This window comes from Ammoniphilus oxalaticus, from assembly GCF_003609605.1.
GTDB lineage: Bacteria > Bacillota > Bacilli > Aneurinibacillales > RAOX-1 > Ammoniphilus > Ammoniphilus oxalaticus.
The window spans coordinates 76,254-98,509 of sequence record NZ_MCHY01000001.1 but is presented as its reverse complement, the minus strand read 5'-3'; the positions used below and the strand labels follow the sequence as shown (position 1 = coordinate 98,509).

25 protein-coding genes are annotated in these 22,256 nt (G+C 39.9%); 10 read left to right on the top strand and 15 right to left on the bottom strand.

Going from position 1 to position 22,256, the window contains the following annotated elements; genetic code table 11:
- Positions 1-18: 18 nt before the first annotated feature.
- Positions 19-411 carry a hypothetical protein gene (locus tag BEP19_RS00515; RefSeq protein WP_425452692.1) on the bottom strand — a complete coding sequence of 131 codons (393 nt, stop codon included), beginning with the start codon at positions 409-411 and terminating at the stop codon, positions 19-21.
- 225 nt (positions 412-636) lie between these two features.
- Here BEP19_RS00515 and BEP19_RS00510 point away from each other — a divergent pair, with 225 nt between their 5' ends.
- Entirely contained in the window at positions 637-879 is a 243-nt protein-coding gene (locus BEP19_RS00510) for a hypothetical protein (protein ID WP_120187908.1), read from the top strand.
- Positions 880-1,025: 146 nt separating this feature from the next.
- Here BEP19_RS00510 and BEP19_RS00505 read toward each other — a convergent pair whose 3' ends face one another.
- Together BEP19_RS00505 and BEP19_RS00500 are read right to left on the bottom strand one after the other, a co-directional pair.
- The gene (locus BEP19_RS00505) at positions 1,026-1,268 is read right to left on the bottom strand and encodes an SLOG family protein (protein ID WP_120187907.1); all 243 of its coding nucleotides are present in this window, start codon (positions 1,266-1,268) and stop codon (positions 1,026-1,028) included.
- Positions 1,269-1,281: 13 nt separating this feature from the next.
- Positions 1,282-2,679, bottom strand: coding sequence for a SulP family inorganic anion transporter (locus BEP19_RS00500; protein ID WP_120187906.1), 1,398 nt, complete (start codon positions 2,677-2,679; stop codon positions 1,282-1,284).
- Positions 2,680-2,707: 28 nt separating this feature from the next.
- Between BEP19_RS00500 and BEP19_RS00495 the strand changes: the two genes are divergently transcribed.
- Entirely contained in the window at positions 2,708-2,950 is a 243-nt protein-coding gene (locus BEP19_RS00495) for a helix-turn-helix domain-containing protein (RefSeq protein ID WP_245983172.1), read from the top strand.
- A gap of 607 nt (positions 2,951-3,557) precedes the next feature.
- Here BEP19_RS00495 and BEP19_RS17440 read toward each other — a convergent pair.
- Entirely contained in the window at positions 3,558-3,734 is a 177-nt protein-coding gene (locus tag BEP19_RS17440) for a hypothetical protein (RefSeq protein WP_170145198.1), read from the bottom strand.
- Positions 3,735-3,887: 153 nt separating this feature from the next.
- Positions 3,888-4,082: a hypothetical protein gene (locus tag BEP19_RS00480; protein ID WP_120187903.1), complete on the bottom strand. Its 195-nt coding sequence runs from the start codon at positions 4,080-4,082 to the stop codon at positions 3,888-3,890.
- A gap of 256 nt (positions 4,083-4,338) precedes the next feature.
- On the opposite strand from BEP19_RS00480, the gene BEP19_RS17435 reads away from it, so the two are divergent.
- From BEP19_RS17435 to BEP19_RS00460, 5 genes are all read left to right on the top strand, one after another.
- Positions 4,339-4,506 carry a hypothetical protein gene (locus BEP19_RS17435; RefSeq protein ID WP_170145197.1) on the top strand — a complete coding sequence of 56 codons (168 nt, stop codon included), beginning with the start codon at positions 4,339-4,341 and terminating at the stop codon, positions 4,504-4,506.
- Positions 4,503-4,907: a type II toxin-antitoxin system death-on-curing family toxin gene (locus tag BEP19_RS00475; RefSeq protein ID WP_120187902.1), complete on the top strand. Its 405-nt coding sequence runs from the start codon at positions 4,503-4,505 to the stop codon at positions 4,905-4,907. The genes BEP19_RS17435 and BEP19_RS00475 overlap by 4 nt, the downstream gene beginning before the upstream one ends.
- A gap of 375 nt (positions 4,908-5,282) precedes the next feature.
- A complete protein-coding gene (locus tag BEP19_RS00470; protein WP_245983195.1) occupies positions 5,283-7,091 on the top strand; it encodes a MutS family DNA mismatch repair protein in 1,809 nt (602 codons plus the stop codon).
- A gap of 100 nt (positions 7,092-7,191) precedes the next feature.
- Complete coding sequence (locus BEP19_RS00465; protein WP_245983170.1) at positions 7,192-7,878, top strand: DUF975 family protein; 687 nt, start codon at positions 7,192-7,194, stop codon at positions 7,876-7,878.
- Positions 7,879-7,968: 90 nt separating this feature from the next.
- Entirely contained in the window at positions 7,969-8,148 is a 180-nt protein-coding gene (locus BEP19_RS00460; protein ID WP_245983167.1) for a hypothetical protein, read from the top strand.
- 411 nt (positions 8,149-8,559) lie between these two features.
- On the opposite strand, the gene yidC is transcribed toward BEP19_RS00460, so the two are convergent.
- The 5 genes from yidC to BEP19_RS00430 form a co-directional block, all read right to left on the bottom strand.
- Entirely contained in the window at positions 8,560-9,342 is a 783-nt protein-coding gene (yidC, locus tag BEP19_RS00450) for a membrane protein insertase YidC (protein ID WP_120187899.1), read from the bottom strand.
- Positions 9,318-9,647: a hypothetical protein gene (locus BEP19_RS00445; RefSeq protein WP_120187898.1), complete on the bottom strand. Its 330-nt coding sequence runs from the start codon at positions 9,645-9,647 to the stop codon at positions 9,318-9,320. Before BEP19_RS00445 ends, yidC begins: the two co-directional genes overlap by 25 nt.
- Before the next feature lie 194 nt (positions 9,648-9,841).
- Positions 9,842-10,240, bottom strand: coding sequence for a hypothetical protein (locus tag BEP19_RS00440; RefSeq protein WP_120187897.1), 399 nt, complete (start codon positions 10,238-10,240; stop codon positions 9,842-9,844).
- A gap of 277 nt (positions 10,241-10,517) precedes the next feature.
- On the bottom strand, positions 10,518-10,781 hold the full coding sequence (locus BEP19_RS00435; protein WP_120187896.1) for a hypothetical protein: 264 nt from the start codon (positions 10,779-10,781) through the stop codon (positions 10,518-10,520).
- Positions 10,782-11,265: 484 nt separating this feature from the next.
- A complete protein-coding gene (locus tag BEP19_RS00430; RefSeq protein WP_120187895.1) occupies positions 11,266-11,451 on the bottom strand; it encodes a hypothetical protein in 186 nt (61 codons plus the stop codon).
- Between the two features lie 1,290 nt (positions 11,452-12,741).
- Between BEP19_RS00430 and BEP19_RS00420 the strand changes: the two genes are divergently transcribed.
- Complete coding sequence (locus tag BEP19_RS00420; protein WP_120187893.1) at positions 12,742-13,221, top strand: hypothetical protein; 480 nt, start codon at positions 12,742-12,744, stop codon at positions 13,219-13,221.
- 716 nt (positions 13,222-13,937) lie between these two features.
- On the top strand, positions 13,938-14,420 hold the full coding sequence (locus tag BEP19_RS00415) for an N-acetyltransferase (RefSeq protein ID WP_211329282.1): 483 nt from the start codon (positions 13,938-13,940) through the stop codon (positions 14,418-14,420).
- 30 nt (positions 14,421-14,450) lie between these two features.
- Here BEP19_RS00415 and BEP19_RS00410 read toward each other — a convergent pair whose 3' ends face one another.
- From BEP19_RS00410 to BEP19_RS00390, 5 genes are all read right to left on the bottom strand, one after another.
- A complete protein-coding gene (locus tag BEP19_RS00410) occupies positions 14,451-15,029 on the bottom strand; it encodes a YkvA family protein (protein WP_120187891.1) in 579 nt (192 codons plus the stop codon).
- A 61-nt stretch (positions 15,030-15,090) separates the two neighbouring features.
- Complete coding sequence (locus BEP19_RS00405) at positions 15,091-15,885, bottom strand: ABC transporter ATP-binding protein (RefSeq protein WP_120187890.1); 795 nt, start codon at positions 15,883-15,885, stop codon at positions 15,091-15,093.
- Positions 15,872-16,819: an ABC transporter permease gene (locus BEP19_RS00400; protein ID WP_120187889.1), complete on the bottom strand. Its 948-nt coding sequence runs from the start codon at positions 16,817-16,819 to the stop codon at positions 15,872-15,874. Before BEP19_RS00400 ends, BEP19_RS00405 begins: the two co-directional genes overlap by 14 nt.
- A gap of 118 nt (positions 16,820-16,937) precedes the next feature.
- Positions 16,938-17,834 (bottom strand): RluA family pseudouridine synthase, encoded by an 897-nt coding sequence (locus tag BEP19_RS00395; RefSeq protein WP_120187888.1) that lies wholly within the window; start codon positions 17,832-17,834, stop codon positions 16,938-16,940.
- A gap of 302 nt (positions 17,835-18,136) precedes the next feature.
- Entirely contained in the window at positions 18,137-18,664 is a 528-nt protein-coding gene (locus BEP19_RS00390) for a hypothetical protein (protein WP_147393750.1), read from the bottom strand.
- Positions 18,665-18,786: 122 nt separating this feature from the next.
- On the opposite strand from BEP19_RS00390, the gene pyc reads away from it, so the two are divergent.
- Positions 18,787-22,242, top strand: a complete 3,456-nt coding sequence (gene pyc / locus BEP19_RS00385; RefSeq protein WP_120187886.1) for a pyruvate carboxylase — start codon at positions 18,787-18,789, stop codon at positions 22,240-22,242.
- Positions 22,243-22,256 lie beyond the last annotated feature (14 nt).

The window sequence follows — 22,256 nt, the reverse complement described above, 5'->3', positions numbered from 1 at the left end:
TACACGTTCTTACGGTTTTTAAGCACATCTATATAAGCGCCTGAATGGCACTGTTCTGGCGTTACGAACTAAATTGAAGGCTGGCAAGCTTATGTATTTATCTTTGCATTCTTCTTCGCTTTTATCTTGCAAAACACACTCTGTGACAAGCAGATCATAGATTCGTTTTGCTGTTCTTCTAAACTTCTTCTTTTTCCCCATGTCTTCTAGTAACCACTGATCAATGATCGGCTTCACTGGATCCATCACACGCGCCGTTCTGATCTGAACAGGCTGTTCCTCTGGATTGAAATCTTCCATCTCTGAATATTTCTTAATGGTTCGTCGATCTCGGTTCATCTGCTTGGCTACTGATGAATAAGAACGTCCTTTTTTATTCGTTTCTTCTCTGATATAATTAATTTCAGCCATTGTTAACATCTCCTATATACCCTCCCATGAACGTAATGCCCAAAAGGAGTGTATGTATTTTTTAGGGTGTTGGCAAGTGGCTTTTCTTTTATTGCGGTATTTTAACAGCGCATAAATTAGCTGCCATACTGTACATTTTTATACTGCCATAAACATATTGAAAATATTATTGAGTTTGTATACATATAGATCAATATTAAAGAAAAAGAATCGGAGAGGGAATGGATGAATAGTGTAGGGTTTATTATATCGTCTATTTTAGTATACTCAAGTTTCAAATGGGAAGTTGGATTTGAATATTCTTGGATTGCTTTTCTCGTTCCATCAATTATTCAATTAAGTTTTGTGAAACTTCGTCAATCTCCAAAGGGCAAAGAATATCTTGTTTTTGGAATTATTAATCTCGTTCTAGCAATCATTATTGGTTTGATCGTTATATTTATACTGGGGTTAGCAAGTATCGTTTGACGTTGATCAAATATCTTTGATAGAAAATAAGAGGACCTAACGCTTTACAAATTGAAGGAGTATACGTTATATAATAAATTTATCATGTCGGAGTGAGACTTATAGCCCACTCCTTTTAATCTTTAATTCATTTACCTGTACTTAATTCATAAATAATTTCTTGCGTTTTCTTCTTCGATAATATCCTGAAGGTCATTAAAGTTAACAGTTATGATTTGATAATTTGCATTCTCTTTTTTCGATTCCGCTTCCTTTTTTAAAAATTTCGGGGAAGCTTCATTCTCCTCATCGTACACTAAAAGAAGACCGTCACTATTATCCAATAGAATCGCGTGTTTTGCTGCACGTAAAGCATTTTCTGATCCGTCAATTGCTACAGCAATTTTCATATAATATTCCCCCCTATGTTAATTGTTCACTTGAGGAATTTAACCCTTGAATTTGTACCTTCACGCCTTTTTGTTCAAGGTTCTGTTTTACTTTAGATATTGCACCAATTGCAGATTCATCCCACACCTGACTGTTTTCAAAATTAATCACGATTTCACTTTCTGAAACGTTGTCGAATGACTGAATAAATTTAGTCGTTGATGCAAAAAACAAGGGACCCTTTATCTCGTATCTATTCCGTTTCTGTATAACGTTGATACGAGAAATCTTTGCAACAAAGGATAACGAGCTCAATACAATACCAAAAACAACACCAATTGCTAAATTTTTTGTATATAAGATAATTGCAACGGTAATCAGCATAATCAAAGATTCCGATTTAGGCGCTTGTTTCAAAAATTGAAACGAACCCCAATTAAATGTTGTGAAACTGATCATAATCATCACGCCGGCAAGCACGGGCATCGGAATTTTGATAACAACATCGCCTAACAGGATAATTAAAAACATCAAAAATACACCTGCGGTCAATGTCGATAAGCGGCCGCGTCCACCCGATTTAACATTGACGATCGATTGACCAATCAAGGCGCAACCTGCCATCCCCCCGAAAAAACCATTAATGAAATTGGCGATCCCTTGTCCGCGCGCTTCCCTATTTTTATTACTCGATGAATCAGTCATATCGTCCAACACTTGGGATGTCAGTAACGATTCCAACAAACCAACAATCGATAAAGCTAAAGAATAAGGTAAAATAATTTTTAACGTTTCCAAGTTAAGTGGAATATCTGGCAAAAAGAAAGTCGGTAACGTATTTGGCATCGTCCCGATATCGCCGACCGTTTGTAACCCGACGCCACTGATCAGCGCGATACTTGTCATGAGAACAATCGTAATCAGCGGCGCGGGAATTGCAGTGAAAAACCGCGGGATCACGTACACTAAAATTAATGTCACAATCGCAAAGAGATAGGTCATGCTACTTGCTCCCCATATATAAGGCAGTTGCGTCATGAAAATCATAATCCCGAGCGCATTTACAAAGCCAAGCATGACGGAATTGGGTACAAAGCGCATTAAATTGGCCACACCCAATCCTCCGAGTATAAATTGAGTAAGTCCTGTTAAAATGGTAGCCGCGAGTACATATTGTAGTCCATGATTCGCCATTAGGCTGACAAGAACTAAAGCCATCGCCCCGGTCGCTGCTGAAATCAAACCAGGTCGACCGCCTACAAATGAAGTAACAACCGAAATGGTAAACGAAGCATAGATCGCAACACGCGGATCAACACCCATAATAAATGCAAAAGCTAATGATTCAGGAATGAGCGCCAATCCCGCAACAATACCTGCCAAAATATCGGAGCGCGCATTCCCAAACCACTCTTGTTTTAAAGTAGACATACTATTCCCCTTCCATGATGCTTTTTTTATGGAATTACAGTCTAAATTCCTAAGCCATTCTTCAACCTTTACGCTGCAAGCGGCAAAACAGCAGGGTAAATCGATTGGTCGTCCACGAAAAACGGATGACAATTTACAGCGCGCTTTTCAAATGTATGACAGTAAAAAATATACGCTATATGACATCAAAGAAGCGACTGGAATTAGTAAGTCTACTTTATATCGTTACTTGGATGATCGTGCTAGATCGTTATCCGAGGAGAATGAGTAGTAGCATCATAGAGGCGTAGGGAATACATTTGCTAGAATAAAGAAGCAATCACATAAAGAAGGATGAGAAAGTACATTTCTCGTTTTATCTTTTTGTTATAAATACACCAATAAGACGCACTATTGAAACATTCCATCTACGCACACGTAGATGTTTACGTGTGCGTAGATGGAATGTTTGTGTTTTTTACAGATTGTTTTATTTTAGCTTTTTATAAATAACCTGTACACAAAATGACAACTTTGTCTCGCTAGTCGATTTTTCAAGTTTTATTAAGCACTCACCTAAAGAGCATAAGGAAAGGTTGTTCTAAAAGGATAAATAAAACACTGAACGGAGAAATAAGATAGTTAAAACAACTATAATAACTCCTTTTGATATTTTCTTTAATTTTTCAGATTCAAATGTTTTATTCAACAAATAAAAGAAACCTGCAATCCATATTCCCTCTCTAAAGAAATTATAAAAGACATCTCCAAACGAATTTAATATCTTCTTCAAATAATACAATATAATCAAATGCCTACCCCCTATTAAATTCCGACTTCACAAAATTACGCCATGTCACTCTAGATGCGGGCTATGCAAATTTTAAAGATCCAAAATATTAAATAGATTCGGGAATTAATTCAATTTTCTCTTCAAACACCTCTTCATTCCCGACCTTTACCCAATATATCATCATATAAATTTGACGAATATCATCAAATGTTATCGGATCTCCATTTTTATTGGGATAAACCCCCAAGTTAGATCTACCTATATCGGCCTGAACCTTGTTCACCGGACCCATTTCCTTAATATCAGAAAAATACTTATGCCGATCAACTCCTTCGATTTCAGCAAAGGCTTCTATACCAATAAATTGGAGATCATATCTTGATTCATATTTTTTTATAATTTCCCCACCTCCCGTCTTTATTGTTGTAGGGGTTATTTATAAAGAGTAAGACTCAATCTTCCAATCTTCTCCTTCACCAGACAGAAACAACACATTATTTTCTTTACTGCACCCTGAAAAAATCACTACATTAAAAAAACTAACGATAAAAACAGACCATCGTTGACGGTGGTTAATCAACAACAACAATTCCTCTTGTCCCTCCGTTTTACCGTGTAGATCCCCATTCAAAGAGCAAGTCTCTATAAAGACGATATTTTAATCCAAAACGTTCCTGAATCATATCTGAATAAATAGTATCTATTGAGACACATCTTACATCAACGTAAACATCTACGTATCCGTTTACGTTGATGTAATCGAATTTACATGACAAAAAGCGTTAATACATGTAATATTAGATACACATAATCAACTATGATTCCTCATAACTTGGTAGAAAATCTATTTAAACTGGACAGACTATCAGGTGAGAGGATGTGATAAAATGAAAAGAGAAGAAGATTGGGAGGATACTGAAATGGCTGTAGATAACAAGGATATTAAAAAATCTCAAAATTCATCTCAAAAAGAACGTGAAGAATTCCTCCGCGATCGTATGAATAAATTTACAAATCGATATAACGAGGATCTAAGGAGACTTTCTAAGAATTGATCGTTGGATTAACAGCCAACGATATTCGCCTCATACATGACATCATGCTCGAAACGTACGGAGGCATACCGGGAATAAAAGATCCTGGTATGCTTGATTACATAGCAGAAAAGCCGTTTTACGGCCCATTCGGATTAAAGGGAGAAGCATTCCCTGGTCTATTTTTAAAGGCAGCCATCTACATGGAATCCATTGCAACCTTGCATTGTTTTAACGATGCTCATAAACGAACGTCAATAGGTTGTGCTGAGATGTTTTTAAACTTTAATGGGTATGAGCTAGATATGCACGAGGGCGAACTGTTTGACCTAGCAATAGAGATCGCGACGAAGGAAAAAGATATTCATCAAATCGCTGAATGGATCGAACAACATGCTGTTCAAATTAAAGACGATAAGTAACTAAACAAGCGCTTCTTATAAGTGCTTGTTTTATTTTTTAAAAATGAAAATATGCGTATTCGCATATGAGAAAATGCAGTTAGATGCATTTTCGTGCGCATATAAGTCATATTATATGTCGAGTATATACTGATTTAATTATAATTCACCCCTTCTTTAAATAGTCATAATTAAGTAGCATTGGAAATCACATTGACTTCCACCTATTATGGATATAATATCCATTTGACTGCGTCTATTGATCAATATAATAAGATGTTTTCTAAATAAAACGTAATGATTTGATAACCAAGGACACTTGAATGGCTTATTCATACTGGTTTAATCGTGGTTTACCACAACAATTCCTTGAGTGGAGGGGCTATCCTTTTGAACATGTATAATGCGGAACATGAGTATCAAATACGTGAAAGGAGATATTTTATACAATATACTCAGGCCGATCGGAAATGTAAAAACTTAAGCAATTCGCGGTTGATTGCATTTTTAGGGATTGTTTTTGGCGCGCTATTTCTTTACTTTGAATATCGTATTTTTGGAGGTTTGTCCTTAGCTCTCTCTTTTGTTGCATTTGTCCTTTTTATTATTCGACATGAAAAAGAAAAACGACGGAGGAAATTGGCTCTTTCCCTTTTAAATATCAATCGGCAAGCAATTGACAGAATTAATGGAAAATGGGTTGGATTCACGGATACCGGAGAGGAGTATAGGGATCCAAACCATCCGTATAGCGTTGATTTAGATATATTTGGACAAGCTTCAGTATTTCAGTGGATTAATAACACCTTTACATTTTTAGGAAGAAAACTCTTGGTAAGTTCCTTGACTCACCCAGAGAAAAGTATTTCAAGAATTAGGGAAAGACAAGATGCAATTAATGAACTTGCTGATAAGCTCGATTGGAAACAACACTTTTTTGCGGAAGGTAGTTCAAGTAAAAATGAAATGAACAACCCTGAGCCGTTATGTAAATGGGCAGAAAATGAAAACCACATATTCAGAAATACCTGGTTGGTATGGAGTATCCGAGCCATTTCGTTAGCTACAGTGCTATCGCTCATTTTGCCCTTTCTAATTGGCATAGGCTTTCTTTATATAACAGGGATACTGTTACTTACTCAATTCAGTTTATTTGTTATGGGGTTAAGATTGTATAGGAATACTCATAAGATGATAAACCTGCATCATGATACGATCCTTAATTACCAAAGACTACTAAGTAAAATTGAATGTGAAAAATTCAAATCCAAGTATCTATCTGAGCTTAAATCAGGTCTAATTGACTCGAATGGTAATTATGCCTCCAGGCAAATTAAAGAATTATCTTTTATTGTTGATATGATGAGTTTCAAATATAGTCCATTGATCTACTTTTTATTCAATGTAACTTTCTTATTAGATTACCACTGCATGATTGCGCTTGAAAAGTGGAAGAAAAAGTCGGGGTCTAGCGTACGTAATTGGCTTACTGTTATTGGCAGGTTAGAGGAATTATCGAGCTTATCGACAATACGATACGATCATCCTAATTGGGACACCCCGGAGTTGACGATATCCAAACAAAATCTCACCGCAAAAAATATGGGACATCCACTTTTATTTTCAAGTGATCGTGTCTGTAATAACCTATCAATAAAGAGAAGTGGCCATGTTTTATTGATCACAGGATCAAATATGTCTGGAAAAAGTACGTTATTAAGGACTGTTGGCTTAAATTTGGTTTTGGCATATGCAGGGGCGCCTGTTTGCGCAAGTGATTTTAAGTGCTCCATAATGGACATTTATACATCCATGAGAGTGAATGATAATTTGGAAAAAAAGATTTCTTCCTTTTATGCTGAACTACTAAGAATAAAAGACATTATCCAAGAAGCTAACAAGGGAAACTCCATCCTTTTTTTATTAGATGAAATTTTTAGAGGAACAAATTCTAAAGACAGGCATATTGGAGCAACCGCGGTCATAAAAAAATTAAGCAAAATGGGCGCCGTGGGACTTGTATCAACACACGATCTTGAATTGAGTGAGATTGAGATGGATAAAGAGATAGATGTAGACAATTTTCACTTTTCAGAAAGATATGTAGATAATCAAATCATATTTGATTATAAATTATCCCCTGGAGTGTCTAAAACTACTAATGCCCTTTACTTAATTAGGATGATTGGTATTGATGAGCTTTAATTGATAGAGATTTAACTAAACAGTGTCCATACATCTATACTAGCTCCACTCCAAGGGAAAGAGATTAAGATGAATTTTGAGAAGAAGGAGAAAAAGAATATTGAATTTAAGAATCTCAGAAATTAAAAGCGAATCTAAATCATCATTGAAGGGAAATTGGGGATTAGTCGTTTTACTTACTTTTATTTTATTTTTATTAAACTTTGTAATTCCCACTATTATTGAGGTCTTTATGAGTGGCGGGGTTATTGAATGGTTGGATCAAGAGGAAAGATCAATAGGAGTAGATGTTGTAAGTATAATAATTTCCATTGCGCTAATTCCTTTTGACATAGGTGTATCTTGGTTCTTTTTATCATTGATACGGAAAAAGGATCCACGAATTTCTGATGTGTTTTCAATATATAAAGATGGAAAAACTTCATTTAAAATGATTGGGGCATCTATTTTACAAGTTATTTATTTGTTTTTATGGTCATTATTATTGATTGTTCCTGGAATTATAAAAGGATTAGCTTACTCTCAAACATTCTTTATATTACGGGATCATCCTGATTATAAAGTGACCGAGGCAATAACGGAGAGTAGGAAAATGATGAACGGATACAAGTGGAAGTACTTCCTGTTATGGCTAAGTTTTGTTGGTTGGGGAATTCTATGTTTGTTTACGTTGGGAATTGGATTTCTGTGGTTGATTCCATACATCTCTGCTTCTGTTGCAATATTCTATAATCAAATTGCTTCCAATTGGGATAATGATATAGGTGATAACGAAACAAACTATTAAGTGTTATTTTTCCCAAGTTTGTTACTATCTGGCGACTCATTGTAAACGAACGCACAACAGGTTAAACAGGAATTGAAAGGATGATGGGTCATGGCGATTAGAAAAGAAGATCTAATTAAATTGATTCATGTGCTGCCAAAGAAAGCATCTCAGTCGGCCTATGATTATTTAAAGTTTCTACGCTTCATCACACACGCCCCAATCGTGATGCGATCGATCGGATGGAACCTGACGACGAACCCCTTACAGAGGAAGAACTTCATCAATTAGACAGCGAGGAAGGCTTTATAACGGGAAAGAACGTTAAACCCGCGTTCGGATTATCCGTTGATTTACCATAGAAACAGCATTAAATTTTTAGCCAAGCAAGAAAAAGCCATTCAAGAACGCATCGCATTAGGATTAAGAGGTCTTCTTCAAGTCCCCCGATCGGCGATATTCGATCGATGAAAGGCTATGCGAGACTCTACCGACTACGAGTGGGGGCGTACCGCATCCTTTTTGAAATCGACCACCATGAAAAAAATCGTGTACATACGCGCCATTGAATCCCGCGGGCGGCATTTACAAGTAATTTCAAGTGATAGGGCCCCATACGAAAACATCCAAAGATAAAGAACTTAAGCTGTTTTTGACGATGAAAAATAAAAATAGAGTAGCTTTTAGCTACTCTATTATCTTTTAATACACATACTTTTTTATAATAAGTGTCTGCACAATCATAAATAATCCACCTACAGCCCAATATAAAGGCAGTGCTGCTGGAACATTCAGAGAAATAACACCAATCATAATCGGAGATATTAAGCCCATGATAGCCATTTGCTTACGCTGGATTTCTTCCAAGCCGATCAGACCAACTCTTGCTTGGATATAGTAAATAATTGCGGCCAAAACAACAAATAAAATATCTGTTTCTCCTAGATTGAACCAAAGAAAAGACTGTTCGGCTATTTCTGGAGTTCGTCTAATAGCATAATAAAAACCTATAAGAAAAGGTGTCTGTATAATTAGTGGCAAACATCCTGTAGCCATTTTAACTGGATTAAAATCGTGTTTTTTATAAAGATCACTTAGTTCTCTTTGCATACTTAGCTGATCTTCTGTACTTTTCTTACCTTTATATTTCTCCTGAATTAAATCGATCTCAGGCCTTAGGATTGCCATTTTATCTTGTGATTCCTTACTACTCCTTGATTGTCGGATCAAAAAAGGCATTAACACAAAGCGAATGCTTATTGTAATGAGAACAATAGCAATTCCATAATTACCTTGAAACCAAAAGGCAACTTTTTTAATCAGAAGAGAAAAAGGATATACAAAATAATGATCAAAGAAACCCGTCGATGAACTATCAATAGGTGTGAAGTTGTTTCCACACCCCCCAAGTAAGAACAAAGATAGTAGCAATAAAATTAAAAGTTGATATTTTTTAAGGGTTATAAACAAAATGTTTCTTTCCATAGTTGTCCTCCTCTTATTTTAAACAAATTCTTAAAATAAGAGGAGGAATTGTCTTCTTTATCATCTTTTTCATCTATTCTTTTAAATGTTATGATAAGCCAAATTACAATGGATTCATTAATGACAAATGTCTCCATATGGCTAAAATTAACCTTAGTGTTTTGATGTTTATTGTAAAATAAATAATCACTCTCAATGAAAATATTATTTAATTGATAATAAACACCAAATGTAATCAAAATTGTACCTAAATATAAATAAAAAGAAGAGTCAATAAATGCATTATTTATAAGTTCCAAAAACATTTTTACTCACCTCCCTTAAGATATTTTCAAAGTTAAAATAATTATATCAAATTATTGAACCTGAATCCTAACTTTCTTAAAGCTATTTCTTGGATTACAAATCCAAGGGAAGGCCCTCTCTACGCTATACCCTGTCGCGGTTTAAATCGCATACAAAATAACGGTTATGTCACGCTATTGGAAAGAAAATTAAATTAAAGTTGGTTAGCCTTCAGATGACCTTTTATTGGAGAACCAATTGACGAATCCACTTTAATTCTGTAAGTGGTTCCACTTGCACCCGCCATTTGTCTAAAGTCAGCTTTACCCGCATTCACTGCAAAAGAACCAACATTTGACCATGTTCCAAAGAACCCTTTTTTCTGAAACGTTACTGTAACACTAGAAGCCCCTTTATTGTCAAACCAAACATTTATGTTATTGGAATTGCTTGATGGTGTAGCAAATTCAGTTGAAACGTAATGTCCATCGGTCGCTCCAGCATCCGAGTTATCATACAGAAGCGCCATTGGTGTTATAGGAGTTTTAGTTGAACAGCCTGATAACATAGCGATTGCCGCAATTATTGCTAACACCCATCTTAATTTAAACACGTTATATCCCCCCCTTAATATTTTAAATATCTTGGACAAGCAATGTTCGTGAAAACTCGCCTTTCCCCCACCGTAGTTACTGCGTTACTGAGTAACACAGTAACACCGTTACCGAGATCAGCCCCGTTTTCCGCTCATTATTAGCCAATGGAGAGAAGGGAGCTATAGAGCAGACGAACAATTCCACTAAAAACAGAGTCATCAATCGTATGTAGGTATACCAAATAAACTGGTCGAAAGGAAAAGGCATTTCGACCAGTTCCGTTTTGAAAAACGTTTAAACAGATCCGAAATATTGGTAAACGGATACGGCAATGAAAAATACCGACGCTGATAGTGTTAAAACAAAATACCTCCGTTGGTTTGTAACAAACATCTCTATTCCTTGATTCAAAAATGATAAGCCCATTAAACCCCACACCAAAGGAAGTAAAGGTAGCGGGGTAAAAAACGTAAAAAGAATGGTAAGAGTAATTACAATGGTCAACAAAATATCCAGTGCCAAAAATGGCTGTTTTCTCCCTTTCCAAGTCTTAAGCATTCCGAAAACTCCCTCCTCTTTTTAAAAAAATGATATCGGAATCTCTGTTGAAATATCCCTGGTTCTTTTTCTAGAAAAAAGATACAACCGCTTAATTAATCGGATTCCCCCTCGAATCATCCGCGTGCTAACGACTCAGAAGGACGCAGGAGACCTTTTCAAGGTTTGTCCCATGTCTTATACCCTTTCCGCATAAAAACCACTCAGAAGGGAAGAGGGGGCCCTCAAATCACATGACGGGCAGTGTTAATAACCCTCCGACTCGAGCCCAATCCGTTTGTGCCTCCCCGATGCGCTCAAAAAAGCCGATAAAGACGGTTTTCACCCCGAAAAGGGCGATGTATGAAATCCTGCATGAACAAACTCATCGAATAGACGGTTGAATCCCTTGGAAATCAAGAGAATCGGCTCTAGGGCCGTCTTTAACAAGCCAGACAAAATCCACCTTATGTCTCCCTGTATGCAAGAACTATACAAATGAACTTTACTTTTGCAACTCTTCTTCCAGCTGCTGCACACGTTGTTCTAATGCTTCGTACTCTGTTGCACGTTTGTTTTTACGGCTTTGGAAAAACGGGATTATAAGAAAACATGAAATCCCTACGACAATAGCTAGTAGAATAAAAAAAGAAATAAGCTGAGAAAGCACCCACTGTATATTGAGATCCATACTGTTTCACTCTCCTTTTCAACATCATTTATTCTAATGTTATTTCTTTGAAAAAAATTAAGTTGATGCAAAATCGGCCTTTTGCCACCCTATATGCAAAGATTATACATTTTTAAAATTCATTTAAGAAAAGAAAAAATACCATACTCCAAAAGAGGTAACACACAGAGGCAGAGCAAAGGCTAACCTCTTTTTAAATCCCTTAAACACGCCTCCATTACTGGGGGAAAACCAAAGTTCCGCAGAATGAAAAATTAAATATAATCCCGCCAATATAACTCCAATAACGATATCCAAAACCCACACCCCTTTCTTTGAACCCTTATAACTCTGTATGTTCAAAATTAGGTATCTAATTCATCAAACCATCACTAATTACTTATGCAATCCTAATTTTATCGTCATTGTACGCAAGTGCATCCAAAGCGGCCAGTCATTCCGCAGCTTCTTGCTTTTGTTCTTCGGTTAATTCTTCCACGGGATACTGACCACGCTGTTTCTGGGCCCCGATCCAAGGGGGACGCGATCCTGTTTTATTTGTTTTTTTGGATAACTCTTCGGTTTTGCTTTCGTTTGATCCGCTTGAACATATCCTTGTTGCAATACGCCTGTGATCCAGGCAATCCGATTGCGTATACTTTTTCTTGCAACACTCTCGTTCATGACTTGTAAGATCGTTTCTTCGTTCGCTAAAGACAGCCAGCGTTTTAAGGTGGCTGGGTTGGGTTTAAGATTAAATTCGGACAGCTTTTCGGTAATGACAAAAGGGTAGTTTACAATTGGATAGGATGGATCCGCGCCTTGCGCGCGCTACTACTATCTCTTTATCTTTAGATTTATTAGGTTCCCTAGGTTCGGCGTCAAAAAATTGGCCTTATCTCACCATATATGCAAGTTTAATACAAACGATATTTAATCAGTTAATATTGAATAAAAGTATCCTGCGGATTCAACTCCACTCTTTAATTCAAAAATAGATAAAAAAGTAATGTAAAATGCAATCCCCGCTAAGATAGCCATGAATCCATACCCACCTCTAAACATTTGTTTGTGGATCGGATACACTTACGATTCAACACCACAGAAAACCGCAGGCCCTCTTCTATTTGTTTATTTAAGGAAATCATATCAGATAATCGTTTTTGTATATACTCTTTCCGTATAAAATCCGCTCAGAAGGGAAGTGAGGGGCCTTAAAACATGCTCTTTTCAGTTTTTTTGACACAAAGCTACCAGGATTAATCTGTATAATAGAGCAGTATTAGTAATGAGAATATACGAGGAGGTATCATGAAAAACATTTTTATATTTAGTTTACTTACTTTACTTTTGATGGGGTGTTCGTCATCTGAAAGCGTACAAGTCATCGAGCATATTGAAGTATTTACTATGGATTACCTCGGGGATACTCCCAATAGCGAAGGTCTCATGGAAATAGAAGGTTATAGAAAGGTCAATTCGATATTGCGTTACGAAACCTCTTCAAGAAGCGGGAAAACCACAAAACTATATGAAGTAGCTGATTATTATAATAACGATGGGACCTACATAAACAGTTCTATTAAATATGATGTATTTAGGGATAGTACAAACTATTCCGATACGAAAGAAGAAATGGAATTTGAACCTGTGACTACTCTTGCTGCGGATCAACCACCCGAATCACCCGGACCCGGAAAAGAATTATCTGAGGATGAAAAAAACCTTATCAAAGAACATGTTTTTAAATTATATAGATACGTTAGAGTAGTATGCCCCCTTATAGTTTAAGTTTTGAACCACACCCCAAAATTAGAAATATTTAGGGTGTTTTATTACGGCTAAAAAAAGGACGACAGGGGACATATCGGCCACCACCCAATTCGAGACGCACGTGTCTTTTAGGAGAAAAGCGCTGAAATATTCATAATCTTAAATCGATTCGGGGATCAATTTAATTTTCTCTTCAAAAACCTCTTCATCCCCAATCTTTATCCAATTTAAAAATCCCCCCTCTATAGATGTGAAGTAAAGTGAAAATTAATTTTAATTGTGTTGTTAATTAACTGGTATAATTAAATAATCCAAACCGATATAAATAATCGCAGTATTTTAAAAATTGACAGTCCAACACCGATAAGGTAACTCAAAAGTTTGGTCACACATTTGGTCACACTGGTCACGTTTTTGGTCACATCCAGGTCGTTTTTAACTATCTTTAACCGTACATTCTGGTATTAGTCAGAAGACAAAAAAACTCCCCGATCCCTTAGACCCACTGGGATTGCCAGGGCGTCAAGGAACTCGGGGAGAAGAATAGGAAATGAAATGGATTTACAGTCTTTATAATAGCATATATATTAGTAACTAGACACAAACTTTAATCGACAGCTTTCGGCAAAATCGGGCAATTTAAGTCGATTAAAGGAGTAGACAAACGACCCTGACATTGTGTATATTTATATAAAGGATAGGAATAATTATTCGTTTGTGTGGGGGAAATAAAAATGAAAATTCGTCAAGCGACAATAAAAGATCTCGATGCGATGGTTGAGCTGATTAACATGTACGCGGAAAAGGGCCTGATGTTGCCTCGTTCGAAACTTTCCTTGTGTGAAAATTTAACTTGTTTTAGCGTTGTGGAAGATCCTGACCACCCTGAGCGTGTCGCGGGTGTAGGCGGTTTACACATTTTGTGGGAAGATTTAGCAGAGATTCGTTCGCTTGTGATCGGTCCAGACTATGCGGGGAAAGGACTTGGTAAAATGCTTGTGGAACACCTTTGCGAACAAGCCCGTCAACTGCATATTCGCCGCGTGATGGCTCTCACTTATGAGGAAAAATTCTTTAACCGATGCGGATTTCGGATCGTTGATAAAGAGACTCTACCACATAAAGTATGGAAAGATTGCATAAATTGCTCAAAATTCCCCGCTTGTGATGAGATTGCTGTCATTAAAGAAGTGCTTCCCGTTGCTGTTTCCGTATAAAAAAAGAGCTGTCATAATGACAGCTCTTTTTTATCTTTTGAATCTTCGTTTAATTGCGGCAAACACGCGTCTTCCCACCAAATCTTCCGCTTTCATCAAGACTTCCCGCACAACATCAAATAGGTTTTCCTCCCCATTCCAATGTTCAAGAATAATCGAACGGTCAACTTGCTGTAAAATTCGGTTGAGCGCGTACACGGCCAATACAATATCGTCTAGGTAGCCTAATGGGCCAAATACGAGTTCAGGAATGATATCAAGAGGAGAGATGAAATAAGCTACAACCGCGCCCGCAATTGCCTTTGTTTTAGCGGGGACACGTCGATCTTGCATCAACCGCGCAAAGAGGACAAACAAATCAGGAGCAAGCAAAATATATTGTGTGGCGCCATCAATCCGCCCCTGCCCTTGCTTATGAATAAAATCCTCAATTTTTGCTCTTAACCGATCATAAAAACGGCGATGCTCATTTTCCAATATCACTTGATCTCGCCAATCAGCGGAGCGGTCTTCCGTTCTATCTTGTTGTCCAGACGCTTGCTCTTTTTCATCATCTAGAGGGGTCCATTCCGCATCAATTGCGCGCTTTTCATCATCACGTTTCCTCATCGTGAACCTCCCCTTTTTAAATTGTTATTCTCTCGTAAGGTCTTCTCCCCTAAAAAAAGAATTATCCCAATACCGCTCGATCGCTAGCGAATTTCTCGCCACGTAAACGCTCGAATTCCTTCAATAATCTTTCAATTGTAAGTGAACCCTTTTGCTCAGGCGGCACGTCTAAAATGATCATCCCTTTGTCCATCATAATTAAACGGTTGCCTAAATCAATGGCTTGTTGCATATTATGCGTCACCATCAACGTCGTCAAACCAGAATCAGCTACAATTCTTTTCGTGAGCTGTGTAATCAATGATGCCCGCGCCGGATCAAGGGCAGCGGTATGCTCATCAAGCAGTAGCACTTTCGGTTGGGTAAAAGTTGCCATCAATAGGCTGAGCGCTTGCCGCTCGCCGCCAGACAGCAGACCGACCTTTGCTGTTAACCGATTTTCCAGCCCTAAATGAAGCGTCTCTAAATACTCTTGGAACATGTCCCGTCGCGCTTTCGTGACGCCCTTGCGCAACTTGCGCGGTCGATTTCTAGAATAAGCCATCGCTAAGTTTTCCTCAATCGTCATCGTTGGCGCCGTTCCTGCCATCGGGTCCTGAAACACTCGACCGATCAACGGAGCCCGTTGGTGTTCCTTCAACTGATTCACAACAGACCCACCGATTTCAACGCGTCCCTCATCAGGGAACAACACGCCGGAAATGATGTTCATTAGCGTTGATTTACCCGCTCCGTTACTGCCGATAATCGTCACAAAGTCCCCTTGCTTTAATTCAAGGTTGACATCCTCCAATGCTATTTTTTCATCAGCTGTACCCTCGTTAAATATTTTGTTAACCCTATTAAGCTTCAGCATTTTTCTCGCCTCCTAAAGAAGCGTTCGCTTTGATCATCTGTTTCCTTCTCGCTGCTTTCCGTTTCTTTTCCTTCATATTGTTAATCATCTTCGGAGCGATCAAAGCCGCAATGACAATTAACGCGGTGATCAATTTCATATCCGATGCTTCAACAAATTTAAAGCGTAGAGCCGCGGCGACAACTAAACGATAAATAACCGCCCCGCCGACGACGGCGAAGGTTGCTCTCCAAATGGAACGACTACCGAAGATCGCTTCCCCGATGATAACCGAAGCAAGCCCGATAATGATCATCCCGATTCCCATCGATACGTCAGAGAACCCTTGATATTGAGCCATCAACGCGCCTGAAAGGGCGACAAGGCCATTGGAAAGGGCAAGGCCAATAATGATCGTGTTGTCCGTATTCGCCGAGAAACTGCGAATCATTCGCGGATTATCTCCCGTTGCGCGCAACGCCATCCCAATTTCCGTGCGCAAAAACCAATCGAGCGCCACTTTGACGATAATTGCCAGGATCGCAACTACGATTAAAATCGAGTATTTCATAGAGCCTGTCCAAGCGCTAATCTGTGAGATGAGCGTCTCCTGGCCCAACAGCCCAATATTCGCTTTCCCCATGATCCGTAGATTAATGGAATAAAGAGCGATCATCGATAAAATCCCCGATAGTAAGGCATTGATTTTTCCTTTCGTATGCAAAACCCCTGTGATCGCCCCAAAAAAGAAGCCTGCGACGACCGCAAGCGCGGTTGCGATCAATGGCGGGTATCCGCTCACAATTAAAACCGCCGCAACCGAACCACCTGTTGTGAAGCTCCCATCGACCGTTAGGTCAGGAAAATCAAGTATTCTAAAAGTCAGGTAAACACCAAGCGCCATCAGGGCGAAGATGAAGCCTGATTCAAGTGATCCGAGCATGGCTGTACCCATATTGTCTCCCCCTCATTCTTTTTACGACACTAAACATTATTATAATATATCCTCTATAATAGTTTAAGCGCAAGTTTTTAGGGTTCACCGCTTTGTGACTTTTAGGCGTTAAAGTATGTCATTTTCTTAATTTTTTTAGCAATTGATCAAGGTCTGGCGGCAACTGTGAAGAAAAGCTTAGTTGATCGCCTGCGCGCGGATGCGGAAATGAAATATGACGCGCATGCAACGCTTGTCTTTCCAAAAGATCCCTCTCTCCTCCGTACAGGTCATCTCCAATTAATGGATGTCCAATAAAACTCAAATGCACCCGTATTTGGTGTGTTCTTCCAGTTTCCAGCTGCAATTGAACATGACTCGCATTTTCAAATCGTTCTAATAAACGATAATGTGTCACCGCTTCCTGTCCGTCAGCGCGAACCTCTCGTCGAATGATCGATTCTGACTTTCTTCCGATCGGCGCCGCGATTGTTCCCGCCTCTTTTTCCATTATTCCGTGTGTAAAAGCTTCATAAAACCGTTCAATTTGCTGGTTACTTTGGGCGATCGCAAGTTGTTGATGCGCAAATTGGTTTTTGGCGACGATCAGTAATCCGGAAGTATCGCGATCAAGCCGATTGACCGCCCGAAACTTTCGGTTAAAACCTTGCTCGCGCCAATAATGAACGACTCCGTTCGCTAGCGTCCCATCGGGATGGAGCAGTGTCGGGTGAACACACTGGTCAAAGGGTTTGTTCAAAACCATCACATCTTCATCTTCGTATTCAATTTGAATCGGCAAATTTTGTGGGATTATATTTTCCGATTCTTCTTCTGGCATGACGAGTCGGATCGTATCCCCCGCTTTTAAAGGATGGTCCAAATAGGTAAACTGATCGTTTAAAAAAATGGATTGCCCATTTTTCATACGCGACAGCAATTTACGAGACAGCCCCTTCTTCTTTCGAAGAAAATGTTTCATCGTATTTCCTTCATCTTCCTCGGTTATTTGATAAATCAGCGTAGGGTTGTTCATTTTTAAAAGCCCCCTGTTCCATTTTCAAAAAGCGCCCTAACTATCGTTGTATCTCCTTCAACTCCTATTCGCTAGACAGAATGATTTTCCTTCTCGGCGGGGCGGAGAGCCAGGCGGAGGAGTACACGCCTGGAAATGGCGGGCGAATAACTTCATTTTTATAGACCGAAATGAAAAATCCCCTACTCTAGAAGATACAGCCTGTTACTTCTAAAGTAGGAGATTTATATCGTTATCTATTTATCGCGCGCGCCCGACCCCCATCGCCCAGCACAATCCGAGTTCGCCCCGACCGTGTTTCATTATGTATGCATCTGTTGGAGCGGTTGACTGATTTCCACTATTTGTAACACTTCATATTCCACACTTTCCCCGCCATCCAGGTCTAAAAGGTGGCATTCAAGCAAAGCGCGATATAACGCATATTGAAATGAAACACTTTGCAATTCAAACGAACGGACGCGACTTGAATCTAACATATCAACCAATTCCACTCGGTAGCTTTTTCGTTGGTTTTGTTGGACTTCTGTAAGATAACCCATCTCTAACAAGATTGAACCGATCGAGAACAGACCTTGATCGTCGTAATCGAACGTATCCTTAGCATAAAATAAAAGTTCCCATAACTCATCGGGGGCTATTTTTTCAACCTCGCGTGGTCTTTTCATCCCAACGACAGCCCCATCTTCATGAACAAAATAAAGGTTGTCTCGATAATAAAAAATGAGATCTTCAAAACCTTGACCCTCCGCGAGCAGGATGTTTTTGCGAGGAATCAGTAATTTCCAGATGTCAGTTGGTTTGCGATCGATCAAGAGCAATTCTATCACCTCTCGACACATTCTTCACCGGATTGACACATCGTATACCTCAAGGGAAATTTTTCAGCAACATGCGCATGATATACTTATCATGATTAATCATTACAACGAGTAGTGAGGAGTGGCGACTGATGAAACGAATAAGAAAATTCAATAAAGTTTTAGTAGCCAATCGCAGCGAAATAGCGATTCGGATCTTTCGAGCTTGTACCGAACTTGGCATTCGAACGGTTGCTGTTTACGCTGAACAAGATCACATTTCGTTACATCGTTTCAAGGCGGATGAAGCGTATATGATCGGCGAAGGAAAAGGTCCCATTGAAGCATACCTCGATATCGAAGCGATCATTGAAGTTGCCAAACGACACGATGTGGACGCAATCCATCCCGGCTATGGTTTTCTGGCGGAGAATGCGGAATTCGCGTTGCGTTGTGAACAGGAGAACATCGTGTTTATCGGTCCCAAAGCGAGCCACATTCAAACGTTTGGGGACAAAGTGGACGCGAGAGCAATGGCCATTTCGGCGGGGATTCCGATCATTCCAGGAACGCCAAAACCCGTTGAAACACTGCAAGAAGCGATGTTATTTGCGAATGAACACGGTTACCCGATCATTGTAAAAGCGTCTGCGGGCGGAGGAGGACGCGGAATGCGAATTGTGAGATCGCAAGATGAATTGCAAGAAGCGTTGACGCGAGCCCGATCTGAAGCTGCCTCTGCTTTCGGTAACCCCCAAGTGTATATTGAAAAATATTTAGAAAATCCAAAACATATTGAAGTTCAAATTTTGGCGGATCAATATGGACACGTCGCGCATCTTTTCGAACGAGACTGTTCCATCCAACGCCGACATCAAAAAGTGGTCGAAGTGGCGCCGAGCGTCTCTTTGCCATCCGATTTACGCAATCAAATAAACCAAGCGGCGTTGCAACTAATGAGCGCGGCTGGCTATATCAATGCGGGGACGGTTGAGTTTTTGGTAACGCCTGATCATCAGTTTTACTTTATCGAAGTGAACCCTCGCATTCAGGTGGAACATACGATTACCGAATTAATTACAGGGGTCGACATCGTTCAATCGCAACTTCGCATTGCGGAAGGGTATGCCCTCGCCGATCCGGAAATTGGCATTCAAGACCAAGCTCAAATTTCCCCGCGCGGCTATGCAATTCAGTGTCGCGTCACGACGGAAGACCCTGAGCGAGACTTTGCCCCAGAAACGGGTCGTTTGCTTGCATACCGTTCAAGCGGCGGATTTGGTATTCGCTTAGATGGCGGAACAGGGTTTACAGGGGCAGTCATTACCCCCCACTACGATTCACTATTAGTCAAAGTTTCAGCCTGGGCGATGAGTTACGAGCAAGCCGCCAATAAAATGAATCGGACCTTGCAAGAGTTTAGAATTCGCGGCGTAAAAACGAACATCCCCTTTTTAGAAAATGTAATGCAGCACCCCGATTTTTTGAGCGGGGAATATGATACTTCCTTCATTGACACCAAACCAGAATTGTTCGAATTTGTAAAGAGACAAGATCGCGGCACAAAACTACTAACCTATATTGGAGAGACAACAGTGAATGGGCACCCGGGAATTCTGAAGGAACGAAAGCCTGTATTTCCTCAACCGCGTATCCCAAAAGTCAGTGTGAACCAACCGTTTCCAAACGGAGCAAAGCAAATTTTGGATGAACGCGGAGTGAATGCATTGATCGACTGGATCCGCGAGCAAGATCGGTTGTTAATAACAGACACAACCTTTCGCGATGCCCACCAGTCCCTCTTTGCGACACGCGTCCGCTCGCGCGATTTACTGACAATCGCTGAGGCAACAGGTAAACTCGGAGCGAATTTCTTCTCTCTGGAAATGTGGGGCGGGGCTACTTTTGATACGGCAATGCGTTTTTTAAATGAAGACCCTTGGGAACGATTGGAAAAGTTAAGGGAGCAAATCCCCAATTTGTTGTTCCAAATGTTATTGCGCGGCTCAAATGCGGTTGGCTATTCAAATTATCCGGATAATGTGATCCGTCGCTTTATAGAACTATCCGCCCAAGCTGGGATTGACGTCTTCCGTATTTTCGATCCGCTAAACGGGATAGACGGAATGAGGGTATCGATCGACACGGTCCTGCAAACGGGTAAAATTGCGGAAGCCTCGATTTGTTATACGGGGGATATTCTCGATCCAAACCGCGACAAATACTCCCTACAATATTATGTTGATTTAGCGAAAGAACTTGAACAGACGGGCGCGCATATTTTGTGTATTAAAGACATGGCGGGGCTTTTAAAACCGTTTGCGGCTTACAAATTGATTCATACGTTAAAACAAGAAGTTGGCATTCCAATTCACTTGCACACCCACGATTCAAGCGGAAACGGACTCGCCTCCTTATTGAAAGCTTATGAAGCGGGCGTCGATATCGTCGATGCGGCCATTAGCTCCATGTCTGGTTTAACCTCGCAACCGAGCTTGAATGGCTTAGTGACGACGTTAAATGGACAACCAAGGGAAACAAAACTTTCCGAGACCGATCTGCAAAAGCTATCGGATTATTGGGAAGATGTGAGGCAGTTCTATACGGGTTTTGAAAGCGGGATGAAAGCCCCGACGGCGGATGTTTATTTGCATGAGATGCCAGGCGGGCAATATACGAACCTCCACCAACAAGCCAAGGCGGTTGGGCTGGGCGAACGGTGGGATGATGTCAAAACGACTTACCGACAAGTGAACCAAATGTTTGGCGATATCGTGAAAGTCACCCCTTCTTCCAAAATTGTTGGTGATATGACTTTATTTATGGTCCAAAACGATCTAACAGAGCAAGATATTTATGAGAGTGGAGAACGCCTCGATTTTCCAGAATCGGTTGTTCAGTTTTTCCAAGGTTTCATTGGAGAACCACCCGGCGGGTTTCCCGAACAATTGCGCAGCATCATCTTAAAAGGAAGAGAGCAGTTTACCTGTCGACCTGGCCAGTTGCTCCCTCCTGTTGATTTTGAGCAAACGCGCGCCGAGCTTGAAGAAAAGCTGGATCGCCCGATTTCAGACTTTGAGATCATCTCCTATACGCTCTATCCCCAAGTCTTTTTAGACAAGGAGGCGCAAGCGGAGCGTTTTGGCAGTCTTGCTGGATTAGACACGCCAAGTTTCTTTTACGGCCTACGCCTCGGGGAAGAGATTGCGGTAGAGATTGAACTGGGCAAAACATTAATCGTGAAGTTAATTTCCATCGGAGAGCCGAACGCGGAAGGAAATCGGACGGTTTATTTTGAACTTAACGGACAGCCGCGTGAAATTATGATTCGCGATCAAGCCGCGCAAGTCACCACCGTCGTCAAACGTAAAGCGGACCCGCAGCATCCAGAAGAAATCGGGGCGACGATGCCAGGCAAAGTGATTAAAGTTATGGTCGAAGCGGGAGAAGAAGTGAAAAAAGGAGAACATCTAATTGTTACGGAAGCGATGAAAATGGAAACTACGATCCAAGCTCCATTTAACGCAGTGGTGGCAGCGATTCACGTTAAAAACGGGAACACGATCGAAACAGGCGACTTGTTAATCGAATTAAAACCTCATTTATAACATAAAAAGAAAAC

Excerpts from the sequence above, each read along its gene's own strand:
- BEP19_RS00515 (WP_425452692.1), bottom strand. The coding sequence starts at position 411 with ATGGCTGAAATTAATTATATCAGAGAAGAAACGAATAAAAAAGGACGT.
- BEP19_RS00510 (WP_120187908.1), top strand. The coding sequence starts at position 637 with ATGAATAGTGTAGGGTTTATTATATCGTCTATTTTAGTATACTCAAGT.
- BEP19_RS00505 (WP_120187907.1), bottom strand. The coding sequence starts at position 1,268 with ATGAAAATTGCTGTAGCAATTGACGGATCAGAAAATGCTTTACGTGCA.
- BEP19_RS00500 (WP_120187906.1), bottom strand. The coding sequence starts at position 2,679 with ATGTCTACTTTAAAACAAGAGTGGTTTGGGAATGCGCGCTCCGATATT.
- BEP19_RS00495 (WP_245983172.1), top strand. The coding sequence starts at position 2,708 with ATGGAATTACAGTCTAAATTCCTAAGCCATTCTTCAACCTTTACGCTG.
- BEP19_RS17435 (WP_170145197.1), top strand. The coding sequence starts at position 4,339 with ATGAAAAGAGAAGAAGATTGGGAGGATACTGAAATGGCTGTAGATAAC.
- BEP19_RS00470 (WP_245983195.1), top strand. The coding sequence starts at position 5,283 with ATGTATAATGCGGAACATGAGTATCAAATACGTGAAAGGAGATATTTT.
- BEP19_RS00460 (WP_245983167.1), top strand. The coding sequence starts at position 7,969 with ATGGCGATTAGAAAAGAAGATCTAATTAAATTGATTCATGTGCTGCCA.
- yidC (WP_120187899.1), bottom strand. The coding sequence starts at position 9,342 with ATGGAAAGAAACATTTTGTTTATAACCCTTAAAAAATATCAACTTTTA.
- BEP19_RS00445 (WP_120187898.1), bottom strand. The coding sequence starts at position 9,647 with ATGTTTTTGGAACTTATAAATAATGCATTTATTGACTCTTCTTTTTAT.
- BEP19_RS00435 (WP_120187896.1), bottom strand. The coding sequence starts at position 10,781 with ATGCTTAAGACTTGGAAAGGGAGAAAACAGCCATTTTTGGCACTGGAT.
- BEP19_RS00430 (WP_120187895.1), bottom strand. The coding sequence starts at position 11,451 with ATGGATCTCAATATACAGTGGGTGCTTTCTCAGCTTATTTCTTTTTTT.
- BEP19_RS00420 (WP_120187893.1), top strand. The coding sequence starts at position 12,742 with ATGAAAAACATTTTTATATTTAGTTTACTTACTTTACTTTTGATGGGG.
- BEP19_RS00415 (WP_211329282.1), top strand. The coding sequence starts at position 13,938 with ATGAAAATTCGTCAAGCGACAATAAAAGATCTCGATGCGATGGTTGAG.
- BEP19_RS00410 (WP_120187891.1), bottom strand. The coding sequence starts at position 15,029 with ATGAGGAAACGTGATGATGAAAAGCGCGCAATTGATGCGGAATGGACC.
- BEP19_RS00405 (WP_120187890.1), bottom strand. The coding sequence starts at position 15,885 with ATGCTGAAGCTTAATAGGGTTAACAAAATATTTAACGAGGGTACAGCT.
- BEP19_RS00400 (WP_120187889.1), bottom strand. The coding sequence starts at position 16,819 with ATGGGTACAGCCATGCTCGGATCACTTGAATCAGGCTTCATCTTCGCC.
- BEP19_RS00395 (WP_120187888.1), bottom strand. The coding sequence starts at position 17,834 with ATGAACAACCCTACGCTGATTTATCAAATAACCGAGGAAGATGAAGGA.
- pyc (WP_120187886.1), top strand. The coding sequence starts at position 18,787 with ATGAAACGAATAAGAAAATTCAATAAAGTTTTAGTAGCCAATCGCAGC.